Source organism: Streptococcus equinus (genome assembly GCF_049393735.1).
Taxonomy (GTDB): Bacteria; Bacillota; Bacilli; order Lactobacillales; family Streptococcaceae; genus Streptococcus; species Streptococcus equinus_G.
The window spans coordinates 504903-517672 of sequence record NZ_CP185946.1 but is presented as its reverse complement, the minus strand read 5'-3'; the positions used below and the strand labels follow the sequence as shown (position 1 = coordinate 517672).

The 12770-nt window shown below is 39.0% G+C and carries 14 protein-coding genes; 2 read left to right on the top strand and 12 right to left on the bottom strand.

The window, feature by feature from the left end; genetic code table 11:
- Positions 1-158: 158 nt before the first annotated feature.
- From ACNTMY_RS02700 to ACNTMY_RS02685, 4 genes are all read right to left on the bottom strand, one after another.
- A complete protein-coding gene (locus tag ACNTMY_RS02700; RefSeq protein ID WP_021141851.1) occupies positions 159-539 on the bottom strand; it encodes a rhodanese-like domain-containing protein in 381 nt (126 codons plus the stop codon).
- An 11-nt stretch (positions 540-550) separates the two neighbouring features.
- Positions 551-1519 carry an ROK family glucokinase gene (locus ACNTMY_RS02695; protein WP_423216549.1) on the bottom strand — a complete coding sequence of 323 codons (969 nt, stop codon included), beginning with the start codon at positions 1517-1519 and terminating at the stop codon, positions 551-553.
- Positions 1512-1721: a YqgQ family protein gene (locus tag ACNTMY_RS02690; RefSeq protein WP_024344227.1), complete on the bottom strand. Its 210-nt coding sequence runs from the start codon at positions 1719-1721 to the stop codon at positions 1512-1514. The genes ACNTMY_RS02695 and ACNTMY_RS02690 overlap by 8 nt, the downstream gene beginning before the upstream one ends.
- A 127-nt stretch (positions 1722-1848) precedes the next feature.
- Positions 1849-2373, bottom strand: a complete 525-nt coding sequence (locus ACNTMY_RS02685) for a Dps family protein (protein ID WP_423216548.1) — start codon at positions 2371-2373, stop codon at positions 1849-1851.
- A gap of 140 nt (positions 2374-2513) precedes the next feature.
- Here ACNTMY_RS02685 and ACNTMY_RS02680 point away from each other — a divergent pair, with 140 nt between their 5' ends.
- A complete protein-coding gene (locus ACNTMY_RS02680) occupies positions 2514-3164 on the top strand; it encodes a prepilin peptidase (RefSeq protein ID WP_423216547.1) in 651 nt (216 codons plus the stop codon).
- Between the two features lie 94 nt (positions 3165-3258).
- On the top strand, positions 3259-4599 hold the full coding sequence (locus ACNTMY_RS02675; RefSeq protein WP_423216546.1) for an Nramp family divalent metal transporter: 1341 nt from the start codon (positions 3259-3261) through the stop codon (positions 4597-4599).
- Positions 4600-4635: 36 nt separating this feature from the next.
- Here the strand turns inward: ACNTMY_RS02675 and trpA are convergent, their stop codons facing one another.
- The 8 genes from trpA to ACNTMY_RS02635 all read right to left on the bottom strand — a co-directional run bounded on the left by trpA (position 4636) and on the right by ACNTMY_RS02635 (position 12753).
- The gene (gene trpA, locus ACNTMY_RS02670) at positions 4636-5418 is read right to left on the bottom strand and encodes a tryptophan synthase subunit alpha (protein WP_423216545.1); all 783 of its coding nucleotides are present in this window, start codon (positions 5416-5418) and stop codon (positions 4636-4638) included.
- 3 nt (positions 5419-5421) lie between these two features.
- Positions 5422-6624, bottom strand: coding sequence for a tryptophan synthase subunit beta (gene trpB, locus ACNTMY_RS02665; protein WP_423216544.1), 1203 nt, complete (start codon positions 6622-6624; stop codon positions 5422-5424).
- Positions 6621-7202, bottom strand: coding sequence for a phosphoribosylanthranilate isomerase (locus tag ACNTMY_RS02660; protein WP_423216543.1), 582 nt, complete (start codon positions 7200-7202; stop codon positions 6621-6623). The genes trpB and ACNTMY_RS02660 overlap by 4 nt, the downstream gene beginning before the upstream one ends.
- Complete coding sequence (trpC, locus tag ACNTMY_RS02655) at positions 7189-7956, bottom strand: indole-3-glycerol phosphate synthase TrpC (RefSeq protein WP_423216542.1); 768 nt, start codon at positions 7954-7956, stop codon at positions 7189-7191. Before trpC ends, ACNTMY_RS02660 begins: the two co-directional genes overlap by 14 nt.
- Positions 7953-8957, bottom strand: coding sequence for an anthranilate phosphoribosyltransferase (trpD, locus tag ACNTMY_RS02650; RefSeq protein WP_423216541.1), 1005 nt, complete (start codon positions 8955-8957; stop codon positions 7953-7955). Before trpD ends, trpC begins: the two co-directional genes overlap by 4 nt.
- A gap of 14 nt (positions 8958-8971) precedes the next feature.
- On the bottom strand, positions 8972-9541 hold the full coding sequence (locus ACNTMY_RS02645) for an aminodeoxychorismate/anthranilate synthase component II (RefSeq protein WP_423216540.1): 570 nt from the start codon (positions 9539-9541) through the stop codon (positions 8972-8974).
- Complete coding sequence (gene trpE, locus ACNTMY_RS02640; RefSeq protein ID WP_423216539.1) at positions 9538-10896, bottom strand: anthranilate synthase component I; 1359 nt, start codon at positions 10894-10896, stop codon at positions 9538-9540. Before trpE ends, ACNTMY_RS02645 begins: the two co-directional genes overlap by 4 nt.
- 699 nt (positions 10897-11595) lie before the next feature.
- Positions 11596-12753: a permease gene (locus tag ACNTMY_RS02635; RefSeq protein WP_423216538.1), complete on the bottom strand. Its 1158-nt coding sequence runs from the start codon at positions 12751-12753 to the stop codon at positions 11596-11598.
- Positions 12754-12770 lie beyond the last annotated feature (17 nt).

Below are 12770 nucleotides of genomic sequence, written 5' to 3'. Positions count from 1 at the left end.
TTCTAACTTTTGAATTATATCATATTTCCCATAAAAAAACATCGTCAAATGCTGTGTAAATGTTTTCAGACAGTGAATTTACTATATAATATTCATTTAAAGCTCATAAATGTTCCTGTTTTTGTGTAAAAAAAGAAAGCCCGATGGCTTTCTTTTTATTAACCTTCTTTAATTTTACCAGTCCAGTAATCAAAACCGTCTTTCAAAACGTAAAGGTCTGTGTAACCAGCTTTTTTGAGCATTTTGATAACTCGTGGTAAGGCAGCGCTTCTGCTGCTGTCGTATAAAAGAACTGGCTTGTCTTTACGAATAGCTGTGTAAGACATTTGAATTTGGCTAGCTGGGAGATTACGTGCTCCCATGATGTGTTTTGCCTTGAATGCTGCTGCTTCGCGGACATCAATCACTTGACTTGTGTGAAGCATGCTTTCAAATTCTGCATTATCAATGAATTTTGCTGCGCGACGAACGCTGAAATAAGACCAAGCAAACCATCCAATGATAGCAATTAAAACAATTAGAAAAATAATCCAGTTCATTTTTTTGCCTCTTAATCTACAAATTTACTTGCAAGACTTGCTGCACCGATGATACCTGCGTCGTTACCAAGTTCAGCAATTTTAACTTTAGTTGTGTTACGAACTTGTGGGAAAGCATAGTTGACAAAGTATTTTTCAACACGGCTACGTAGGAACTCACCTGCTGCAGATACACCACCACCGATAACAACTGAGTCTGGGTTCAAAATATTTGAGATGTTTGCGGCTGCTTGTCCAAGGTAGAAACCAACTTTTTCAACAACTGAATCAGCAAATTTATCACCTGCTTCAGCAGCTTCGAAAATGTCTTTACTTGTCACTACATCACCATTGTCGATAGAAGCTTTGATTTTAGAATCGCCTTCGTATTCTTCTGCCAAATGACGAGCTACACGTACAATACCTGTAGCTGAAGCAACTGTTTCAAGACATCCTTTGTTACCACATGTACATTCAAAACCATCAAATGGTTCAACGTTCATGTGACCGATTTCTCCACCAGCACCAGCAACACCGTGGATAAGGTTACCGTCAGCGATAACACCACCACCAACACCAGTTCCAAGTGTTACAAAGACAACGTCTGGGTTGTTCGCACCAGCACCTGTCCAACGTTCACCAAGAGCAGCAACGTTAGCATCGTTGTCGATAGCAAATGGAATACCTAATTCACGTTCGATTACTGAACCAACTTCTTCAGTGTGAGCCCAGTTCAAGTTGAAGGCACCTGTAACAGTTTTGTTTTCACGGTCAACAGCACCTGGTGAACCCATACCAATACCTGCAAAATCATCTTTTGTCAAACCATAAAGACTCATACGGTGTTTGATTGATTCTACGATATCAGGAACGATGTGTTTACCATCTTCAAGTGTATTTGTATCGATTGCCCATTTTTCTTGAACTTCACCTTCAAGAGTTAGGATACCGAATTTGATCGTTGTCCCACCTAGGTCAATCCCTAAAAGTTTTTTAGTCATTATTTTCTTTCTCCATTTCTAAACGGTGCTCGCGTCGCAAAATTAACTCAGCATTTAGGTAGTCAACCTTGTCAATCAACCCATTTTCATACAATTTCTCAAGTTCGAGTTTCATGACCTCTATATCATAAAGACGTTTTCCGATATAGACAAAGATGCCGAATCGCTTTAGCAATTGCTGCACATCAAATAAAGTTTTCATACAAAGCATTTTATCAAAAATAATAGTGTTTTTCAACAGGGGTATGCAATCGGTTTCGATATTTTGATATTTTCATATATTTTCATAAAAAAAGCGGGTCTTTCAACCCGCAAAATTGTTCAAAAAATTATTTAAGCCCTGGTGCTTGTCCACGCTCTGCTTGGAGCATCCAGATTGTTTTTTCAGCGTCAGCTTTTGCTGCTGTGAAGATATCATTTGATGGAGCATCTCCTTCTTCATCAGTCACGTCAAGACCGACTTGGTAAAGCGCTGAAAGATATGTGTAAACCTCAACCAAGCGAGCAAGATTTTCATCCATTGATTTATCAAATGAACCTTTTGTTTCTTCTAATTTAGAATTGTCATCAAATTCTTTAAGTGTTGAAAATGGTGCGCCACCGATTGTAATCAAGCGTTCACTCATTTCATCCAAGTTAGCGTTAAGGCCGTCCATCAATTCATCCATTTTTGGGTGAAGATAGAAGAACCCTGCTCCTCGCATGTACCAGTGAATTTGGTGGACAATTGATGCTGCTTTTGAAAGGTCAGCAACTGCTTGATTTAGCACTGCCTTTGTTTTAGCATTTTTTGTATTTTGTGAAATGTTGTGTGTTACAGATGCGTAGATAGTTTCAGTCATTGTTTGAGTCATAAGTAGACCTCCTCTTAAAAAAATGCAACATTTTTTAGGAAATGTTATCCTTTTCTTTTGTAAGTCTATTTTAGAATGATTCTAAATAAAGAGCAAACAATATGCTCGCAATTTTTAAAAATTTTTTCGAATAATAAGATATGGACATTTTATTATTCTTTTTTCTTGGAGCATCCTTTGCTTCTTTCATCGGCTTAGTAATTGACCGTTTTCCAAACGAATCCATTCTTTTTCCAGCCAGTCATTGTGAGACTTGTGGTATGCAACTTGAGGTTCGTGACTTAATTCCTGTGTTTTCACAAATTATCAATCGGTCACGCTGCCGTTTTTGTCACACAAAACTCCCAATTTGGTATGGCATTTTTGAATTCATCTGCGGAATATTAACTGCCGTCTGCTATCAAGGAATGCTACCACTCTCGACACTCTTTATTATCTTTTTAAGTCTCACGCTCAGTATCTACGATTTAAAATACCAATCATTTCCTTTACTAATATGGTTGCTCCCGAGTTGCTGTTTACTCCCAGTTACACCAATCAAAACTCTCACTATTATCCTTTTGTTGTTTGGAATCATTGCAGAGCTGATTGATGTGAAACTTGGTAGTGGAGATTGTTTTTATCTAGCAACTTTGAGTCTTTTTCTAGATTTACAAAACATTTTATGGATTGTAGAAATTGGTTCACTTACAGGAATAATCTTTTGTGTGTTGTACAAAAATAAGCGAATTCCTTTTGTGCCTTTTCTCTTTTTTGGATACCTTCTTGTATCGTTTTTTAAGTATACTTAATTTTTTTGTTAAATATAATTAAAAATACTTTATTTTTAAAATTCTTCTGCTATAATAGGCCTTAAATAAGAGTTTTAGAAAAGAGGGCTGCCTTTTGGAAACTATTGTCAATTCTCAAAAATCGCTGAGTGAGGTTAATCAGAGTGTTGCTGTTCCGAAGAATGCCTCATTTTGGCGAACACTTAGAGCCTTCATTGGACCAGGAGCTTTAGTTGCTGTTGGTTACATGGACCCTGGTAATTGGATTACTAGTGTTGTCGGTGGGGCTACTTATAAATACTTACTGCTATCAGTTATTCTTGTGTCATCATTAATAGCTATGCAACTTCAGCAGATGGCTGGAAAACTTGGCATTGTAACGCGTAAAGATTTGGCGCAAGCAACAGCTGCACATTTGCCAAAAAAGTTACGTTTTCTTCTATTTATTATCATTGAATTAGCCCTAATGGCAACAGATCTTGCTGAGGTTATCGGCTCAGGGATTGCACTTCATTTACTCTTTGGCTGGTCTTTGTTATTTTCAATTTTGATTACCATTTTAGATGTTTTCATCCTACTATCGTTAATGAGATTAGGTTTTCGTAAAATCGAAGCTATAGTCTCCACTTTGATTGCAACAATTTTGATTATTTTCCTTTACTTGGTCATCTTGTCAAAACCAAGTCTTTCAGGAATTTTACAAGGCTATATTCCAAATGCTCAAATCATCGATTTACATCAAAGTGGTGTTAATAGCAAATTGACGCTAGCTTTGGGGATTATCGGTGCGACAGTTATGCCACACAATCTTTATCTTCATTCTTCGATTTCACAAACTCGAAAAGTTGACTATCAAAATCCCGCTTCAATCAAGCAAGCAGTGCGTTTCATGACTTGGGATTCTAATCTTCAGCTTACAGTGGCTTTCGTGGTCAATTCACTGCTACTCATTTTAGGAGCATCGCTGTTTTATGGCCACGCTAGTGAGATTAGCGCCTTTTCACAGATGTATAATGCTTTACAAGACTCCACTATCGCTGGCGCAGTGGCAAGCTCTGCTTTATCAACTTTATTTGCGATTGCTCTACTTGCTAGTGGGCAAAATTCAACTATCACAGGTACTTTGACTGGACAAATTGTCATGGAAGGATTTTTAAAATTACGCTTACCGCAATGGTTGATTCGGCTTGTAACTCGACTTGCTGCTCTTCTTCCTGTCCTCATCATTGCTGTTCTCTATGGTAGTCGAGAAAGTGTCCTTGACCAGCTCATTGTCTATTCACAAGTTTTTCTGTCTGCAGCTTTGCCATTCTCCATTTTCCCTTTGGTTTATTTCACGTCAAACCGCAAACTTATGGGAGATTTTGTCAATGCTAAATGGAATACTATTTTAGGCTACTTGGTGGCAAGTATTTTGACCATTTTAAATATCAAGCTTATCGTTGATTTATTTTAGCGCAAGCAAAAAGCCACTCTTTCAGAGTGGCTTTATTTATTTTTGGTAATTTGAACCGAACTTGACGAAATCGACAAGGTCTTCTATTTTTCCTTCATGTAAGTCACGAACAATTTTTGTCCCGACAATAACACCGTCTGACACCTTATTAAAACGCTCGATATCGTTTTTAGTCGACACACCAAATCCTGTCAAAACAGGAATGTCAGCAACTGCTTTTAGATTTTCCAAATGCTTATCTAAATCAGCACGATAGCCACCAGTCTTACCAGTAACGCCGTTAATGGCAACCGCATAGATGAACCCTTCAGCATCTTTGCAAAGTACTTTTTGACGTTCAATGCCAGTTGTCAGACTAACGAGTGGCACAAGCGCAATGTCTGTATTTTCAAGATATGGTTTAATGAGATTTTCGTGTTCGTATGGCAAATCAGGAATAATCAGCCCTTTAACAGATGTCTTTGCCAAATCAGTGACTAACTTTTCAACACCATATTGATAAATAGGATTGATGTAAGTCATGATGACTAAAGGAACGTCAACGTTTTTTTCTTGCAATTTCTCAATGATTGCTTGCAAATTAACGCCTTTAGCAAGACTTCTTTGTCCAGCTAATTCGATGACGGGGCCATCAGCTACGGGATCTGACCAAGGAATGCCCACTTCAATGGCAGAAGCTCCGCTATTTTCCAAAAGAGAAATGGTATCAAATAAGCCATCAAGACCTTGCTTATGGTCGCCAGCCATGATATATGGAATAAAAAGTCCTTTGCCACTTGCTTTAATGCCTTTTAAATGTTTGGTGAGTGTCTTAGTCATAATCTATTTTCCCTCTGCTTCTAAACGTTCTTTTACTTGCACAACATCCTTATCCCCACGTCCTGAGAGACAAACGATGATTGATTTATCTGGCCCAAGCTCCTTAGCAACTTTTTGGGTAAGCGCAACAGCGTGACTTGATTCAAGCGCTGGGATAATCCCTTCAAGTCGCGACAAAAGCATGAAAGCTTCAAGTGCTTCATCGTCTGTAATCGAATCATATGTTGCACGCCCAATATCTTTGAAGTGACAGTGTTCAGGACCAACCCCAGGATAATCAAGACCAGCTGAAATAGAGAAAGCTTCCATAATTTGTCCGTGGCGGTCTTGAAGAACATTCATCAATGCGCCGTGCAAAATACCTGGACGACCTTTTGCAAATGTAGCCGCGTGTTCTTCCGTATCAAGTCCGTGCCCAGCTGCTTCAGCACCGTAAAGTGCAACAGATTCATCTTCGACAAATGGATAAAAAAGACCAATTGCATTTGAGCCGCCACCGATACATGCTAGAACCGCATCAGGCAGCTTTCCACCAGATATTTCTGCGTACTGTCTCTTAGCTTCTTTACCAATAACTGATTGAAAGTCACGCACGATTTCAGGAAATGGAGCAGGTCCAAGTGCCGACCCCATGATGTAGTGAGTATCTTCGATGTTAGCCACCCACGCGCGAAGGGCGGCATTCACAGCATCTTTCAAAACACGTGAACCATCCGTCACCGCATGCACTTTAGCACCAAGCAACTCCATACGAAATACATTAAGTGCTTGACGCTTCACATCTTCTTCACCCATGTAAATCGTACATTCCATATCAAAAAGCGCAGCCGCTGTTGCAGTAGCAACTCCGTGTTGACCTGCACCTGTTTCGGCAATAATTTTCTTTTTGCCCATGCGTTTAGCAAGGAGAACCTGACCAAGAGCGTTATTGATTTTGTGAGCACCTGTGTGATTGAGGTCTTCACGTTTAAGGTAAATCTTGGCACCACCGATGTGTTTCGTTAAACGCTCCGCATAATATAGCGGTGTTTCACGACCAACATAATTTTTAAGCAATTCATCAAGTTCTGCTTGAAAGCTTGGGTCAGCTTTTGCTTTACGGTAAGCTTTATCAAGTTCAATAACTGCAGTCATCAGCGTTTCAGGGACAAATTGACCACCGAATTTTCCATAAAATCCATGAATATCAGGTTGATTATAACTCATTTTTTCACACTTTCTATAAATCTCATAATCTTCAATAAATCTTTTTTACCATCCGTCTCAACACCAGAAGAAACGTCAACAGCGTAGGGGCGAAAGAAAGTTATGGCTTGCTTGACATTATCGACACTTAATCCACCTGCTAAAAAATATGGCTTTTCAATGGCTTGATTTTTTAACAATTCCCAATCAAATGTCTTGCCCGAGCCAGCCAAGGGGGCGTCAAATAATATAAAATCTGCTTTAGTTTCAATTTCTTCCAGTGTTTTTTCGACAGGAATGGCAAGAATACTTGGAACATCAAGCTTTTCAAAGTCCTCATCAGGAAATTCTCCGTGAATTTGCACAAGATCAAGAGGAACTTTGACAATGGCTTCTTGAAGTTCCATGAGAGTCGGACTTACAAAAACACCCACTTTCTGGACAGTTTCTGGAATAAACTGAGCTAAATGGCTAGCTTGTTTTATGCCGACTTGTCGTTTACTTTTGGCAAAGACGAAGCCAATGTAATCAGCTCCGCTGTTAACCGCTGCTTCTATAGCTTCTTTTGTTGTGAGCCCGCAAATTTTAACCTTTGTCAATTTGCAACTCCTTCACTTTTTCAGACACATTATCTGCTTTCATCAATGCTGTGCCAACCAAAATGCCATTGAAAAATGGGGCAACCAAGGCAGCATCTTCTTTGGTAAAAATAGCTGATTCCGAAATGTAAACAGGACCTCCTTTGAAATGCGTTGACATCGCTAAGCTAGAATTAATATCTGTTTCAAAGGTCACCAAATTGCGATTATTAACGCCGATGATTTTAGCACCAATGCGATGAGCTACTTCTAATTCTGATAAATGATGCGTTTCAAGTAAAACTTCTAACCCTAATCCCGTCGCAAAGTCATAAAGTTCTTTCAATCGTTTCTCAGAAAGCGCAGCGACAATTAACAAAATCACGGTTGCCCCTGCATTACGGCTACGAATGATTTGCTTTTCATCAATAATAAAATCTTTTGCCAAGGTTGGAATCTTCACTTGACTTGAAATCTGACGTAGATAATCAATATTACCTTTGAAGAAAAATGGGTCTGTCAAAACAGATATCATACACGCGCCACTGTCTTGATAATTTTTGGCTTGTTTGACAATATCAACTTCAAGATTAATGTCACCAAGACTCGGGCTTGCCTTTTTCACTTCAGCTATGACTTGAAGCTTTTGAGTGTTATTCTTAAGATAATCATAAAGTTTGTAAGTCTCGCGAAGTGGCAACAATGGTTCAAACTCCATACTCTCAACTTCTCTAGCTTTTTGATTTAAAATGCTTGATAAAAATGTCTCACTCATACTTGTACCTCTTGTAGTTGACGAAGTTTAGCAAGAGCAGAACCATCCGCAATTAATTGACGAGCAAGCTCAACACCAGCTGCTAAGTTATCAACTTTTCCATTTGCATAAAACCCAAGCCCAGCATTTAGAACCGTTGTTTCAAGATAGGGACTTGCTTGATTTTCAAGTACACTTAATAGAATCTCCGCATTTTGTTTGGCATCTCCACCGACAATATCTGACAATTCCACTCTTTGCATCCCTAAGTCTTGGTAAGTAAAGCTGTGCTGGCTGATTCTGTCATTTTCAAGTAAAGTATAGGTATTTTCACCATAAAGCGCTGCTTCATCCATGTTATTTGGACCAGTAATAATAAGTGCACGCTTACGACCAAGTTTTTGCATAACTTTTGCTGCTGTTTCTTGTAAATCTACACGATAAAGCCCCATGAGTTGAGTTTCAAGGTCAACTGGATTTGCAAGTGGTCCAACGATATTCATAATGGTTGGAATCCCTAAAACTTTTCGTGCTGGACCGATAAATCGCATAGCAGGGTGCATGCTTTGGGCAAAGATAAAGGCAAGTCCAACCTCATCAAGTGCTTTTGAAAGAGTTGCTGGAGCTGCTGAGATGTTAATGCCCAGCGCTTCAAGGACATCAGCCGAACCAGATTTTGAAGAAACCGAGCGATTGCCTGCTTTTGCCACACGAATACCACCAGCTGCTAAAACAAAACTTGCTGTCGTTGAAATATTAAAACTGTAAGATTGGTCACCACCAGTGCCACAATTACACATAGCGTCATCAAATTCTCTTGGCAAAAGCACCGCGTGATTTTTCAGTGCACGTACAATCCCCGTAATCTCAGAAGGTGTTTCTCCTTTAACTTTTAATCCCATCAGAAAAGCTGCAATCTCACTTTCTGAAATATCATTGTTTAAAATCTCATCAAAGAGATGCTCTACTTCCTCTTCTGATAAATCTTCTCGGTTTGCAATGTGATTAAATAGTTCTTTCATTGTTTTTCCTCACTTTACTTTTCAACAATTAGTCGCACAAAGTTTTCAATCATCTTAAGCCCATCAGGCGAGCCAATACTTTCTGGGTGAAATTGAAGTCCGTAAATCGGCAAATGTTTGTGTTGAATTGCCATGATTTCTTTGTCATCAGTCGTTACAGCTACTACCTCAAAATCCTTTGGCATCTCTGTTATCACGATAGAATGATAGCGCATGATTGGCATGATATTATCAAGCCCTGCAAAAATTGGTGATTTCAAAAGAAGCTCGATGTCGCTCTGCTTGCCATGCATGACATTTTTTGCTAGGCCAAGCTTTCCCCCAAATATTTCAGCAATCGCTTGATGTCCTAGACAAATTCCTAAAATCGGCTTTTTCCCAGCAAATTTCTGAATCATTTCTTCTAATTTTCCAGCATCAGAAGGCCAACCAGGCCCTGGAGATAGGACTAATGCATCTGCTTTTTTGGCAACTTCTTCCAAATTGCCGACATCATTTCTCAAAACCTCAACTTCTGTAAATGTCCCGAGATACTGCGCTAAGTTATAGGTAAAAGAGTCATAATTATCAATTAATAAAATCATTTGCACTCTCCAATCCGTGTCATGGCTTTAGCTTTATTGATTGTTTCGTAAAATTCATTTTCAGCAACACTGTCATAAACAATCCCAGCTCCTGCTTGCACGTAAGCTTTTTGATTTTTCAAAATCATTGTCCGAATAGCAATGGCAAAATCCATGTCACCAGTCGCCGAAAGATAGCCAATCGCTCCAGCGTAGACGCCGCGTTTCTCTTCTTCCATTTCATAAATGCGCTTCATAGCACGAATTTTCGGCGCGCCTGATACGGTACCAGCTGGTAAAGTTGTCTTTAAAGCATCAATACTTGCCACATCTGGCAACAACTGCCCTTTAACAACACTAGTCAAATGCATGACGTAACGGAAATGCTCAACTTCCATATATTTCGTTACCTTGACCGTCCCATTTTTGGAAATTCTTCCAATATCGTTTCGACCTAAATCTACAAGCATGCGGTGCTCAGCTGTTTCTTTGATATCAGCTTGCAAGCCTTTGGCTAACGCGGCATCCTCAGCATCGCTAGCTCCACGCGGACGAGTACCTGCAATTGGATTCGTTGTCACTTCTCCATTTTTCACAGAAACCAAACTTTCTGGGCTTGCTCCAATAATCTGATAATCCCCAAAATCATAAAAATAAAGATAATTAGATGGATTTGTCACGCGCAAATTTCGATAATAATCAAGCGGATCCCCACTAAAATCACTTGAGAAACGCTGACTTAACACACACTGAAACATATCACCCTGACGAATCAACGTTTTAGCCCTATCAACCATCTTCACAAAAGCATCTTTTTCGATATGATGTTTAAACTGCAGTGGTTGCAATTCTTGTGGCGAAAATTCATTTGGTGCTTGTGTCTGTAAATCCTTAACAACCTTGCCAAGCGCTTGTCTCACTATATCGTTATCACGATGACTGTAAATATTATCTTCAACCACATAAACTTTTTCTGTCTTATGGTCAAAAATCAGATAAGATTCATAAACAAAGAAATGCATGTCTGGCGTTCCGATAGTATCCTCAGGAATATCTCCGATATTTTCATAAAGACCAATCATATCGTAACCAACAAATCCAATAGCACCGCCACCAAACGGAAGATTCGCGCTTGATTTTCCGTTTACCGTCACTTGATTGAGATAATCCAAGGGATTACCTGCGACTTCTTTGCCATTTTCAGTTAACTTGCCATCTTCGTACTTAATCTCAAAAACTGGATTGTAAGCCACAATTGAAAATCGTGCATTTTCTTTCTCACGTGGAATCGATTCAAGAATAACTTTGTGTTCCCCTTGAACTCGCATATAAGCAAGGATGGGAGTCAAAGTATCAGCAGTTAGAATTTTTTGCATATCATAACCTCTCTTTTTTGTTTATGCTTTTAATTCATAACTGCTTTGCCAGCCTTTATCTCGTCTTTTCATGATTATCTCCTTTTCACCAAAACAAAAAGCCCCACACAGAAAAAAACATCTGTGCGAGGGCGTCTAATCATAGCGCGGTGCCACCTCATTTAACGAAATTCATTTTGCTTTCGCCATCTCAATCTCCTCTAACAAGGAGTTGCACGATAAGGGGTGCTTACCTGAAACTTACCGTTAATCACTTCCATGACTAACGTTTGTCTCAAACGTCTCTTGAAACTCTTTCAAGCATAAACTAAACAAAAAACCTCACACAGAAAAATCTGTGTGAGGACGTCTATTGTATAGCGTGGTGCCACCTCATTTAACGAAATTCAATTTACTTTCGCCATCTCAATCTCCTCTAACAAGGAGCTGCACGATAAGGGGTGCCTACCTGAAAAATATTTCTTATCTTCAATAATACCATCAGCCCAATTTTCACAACCACCTGCTACTCGTTCACAGTAACCACGAGCTCCCTGTAAGCAAATCCTTGCTACTTTCTGATTGATTATCATTATAAACACCAATTTCTTTCTTGTCAAGTATTTTTGCGAATTTTCTAAAAATTATTTATTTTCTTTTTGAATTCAAAAAAACTCTGAATTTACCATGCCGACGCAAAGTGAAATCAGAGATTCTTTTTTATTCAATTGTCAATGTCAGTTCTTTTGTATCAGGTAACAACAATCCCTCTAAATGAGTGATTAAACGGATTAACCAAGCAAATGCTAACAAGAAAGCACTTAGCTCAAAAGCTGTTAGCGATAAATAATGAATGCCTTGAAACGCAATTTCTAAACCGACCAGCATGCCGCCAATAGCATAAGACATAATCAAAAAATCTTTTGTTACTTCTGGCAAAAGCCATTTTACACTGATAATGAGTACAATGATAATTAAAACCAGATAGCCTGCTACTCTTGTATGCAAGAAGTGCGAGCTAGCATTATTTGGGAAATACCCAACAGCTCCCAAATCTAGCCCAAGTAATGTCAACATGACACGCATGGCCATTAATTTCCAGTTTTTACCATATTTCTCACCGAGGGCGACAAATAAATAATCAACCAAAGCAACCAAAATCAAAGCTGATAGCATCAATGTTAGGTTAAATTGCCAACTCTCCTTAGCCGCTTGCGTTCCTAAAAAGCTAAGATTAAAATGCCACCACTGCAAAGAACGGTTGGTTGCCATTGAAACAAAAACGCCACTGACCATAATCACCGTAAAAACAGTTGTCAACCAAGAAGCTCTAATCTGCTCTGCTATTTGCCCTAAGAAAAGACTGACCGCATAAATCGATGCACCTAAGATTAAAGTCGACGTCAGCTTATCAAAAGATGCGCCTGTAAATATCTGCTCTAAAAGCCAGCCAAAACCAAGAAGAGCAAGCAATAAAATAACAGCAAACGATGCGACAATAACTGGAAGCATCCGCCAAAAAACACGCGCTTTGATGCCACCAAGAAATAACTTCCGGTTACTAATCAATGTTGTCGTAAAGATGGTCATCCCCAAAATACCACCAAAACCAACCAAGAAAGTGATGATAGAATAATCACCAACCAATAAAATCTGATCCCTTTTTTCAATCGAGCTCACAGCATAAAAAAGGATACACAGCAAAACTGTAGCTGCAATCAAAACCCAACTGGCTAGTCGACCTTGCTTAGGTGGCTCATCTTTTTGCAGAACCAACTTATTCTCGTACAATTCTGCCTTTAATTGCTGTCCTTTCGATAAAGCAAGCTGATCAACTATCGCCTGATCTAACACAATACTTACTTTTTTATTTTCCATATCATCATTATAATATG

Excerpts from the sequence above, each read along its gene's own strand:
- trpD (WP_423216541.1), bottom strand. The coding sequence starts at position 8,957 with ATGAAAGAACTATTTAATCACATTGCAAACCGAGAAGATTTATCAGAA.
- trpB (WP_423216544.1), bottom strand. The coding sequence starts at position 6,624 with ATGAGTTATAATCAACCTGATATTCATGGATTTTATGGAAAATTCGGT.
- ACNTMY_RS02635 (WP_423216538.1), bottom strand. The coding sequence starts at position 12,753 with ATGGAAAATAAAAAAGTAAGTATTGTGTTAGATCAGGCGATAGTTGAT.
- ACNTMY_RS02685 (WP_423216548.1), bottom strand. The coding sequence starts at position 2,373 with ATGACTCAAACAATGACTGAAACTATCTACGCATCTGTAACACACAAC.
- ACNTMY_RS02690 (WP_024344227.1), bottom strand. The coding sequence starts at position 1,721 with ATGAAAACTTTATTTGATGTGCAGCAATTGCTAAAGCGATTCGGCATC.
- ACNTMY_RS02695 (WP_423216549.1), bottom strand. The coding sequence starts at position 1,519 with ATGACTAAAAAACTTTTAGGGATTGACCTAGGTGGGACAACGATCAAA.
- ACNTMY_RS02645 (WP_423216540.1), bottom strand. The coding sequence starts at position 9,541 with ATGATTTTATTAATTGATAATTATGACTCTTTTACCTATAACTTAGCG.
- trpA (WP_423216545.1), bottom strand. The coding sequence starts at position 5,418 with ATGACTAAGACACTCACCAAACATTTAAAAGGCATTAAAGCAAGTGGC.
- ACNTMY_RS02680 (WP_423216547.1), top strand. The coding sequence starts at position 2,514 with ATGGACATTTTATTATTCTTTTTTCTTGGAGCATCCTTTGCTTCTTTC.
- trpC (WP_423216542.1), bottom strand. The coding sequence starts at position 7,956 with ATGAGTGAGACATTTTTATCAAGCATTTTAAATCAAAAAGCTAGAGAA.
- ACNTMY_RS02700 (WP_021141851.1), bottom strand. The coding sequence starts at position 539 with ATGAACTGGATTATTTTTCTAATTGTTTTAATTGCTATCATTGGATGG.
- trpE (WP_423216539.1), bottom strand. The coding sequence starts at position 10,896 with ATGCAAAAAATTCTAACTGCTGATACTTTGACTCCCATCCTTGCTTAT.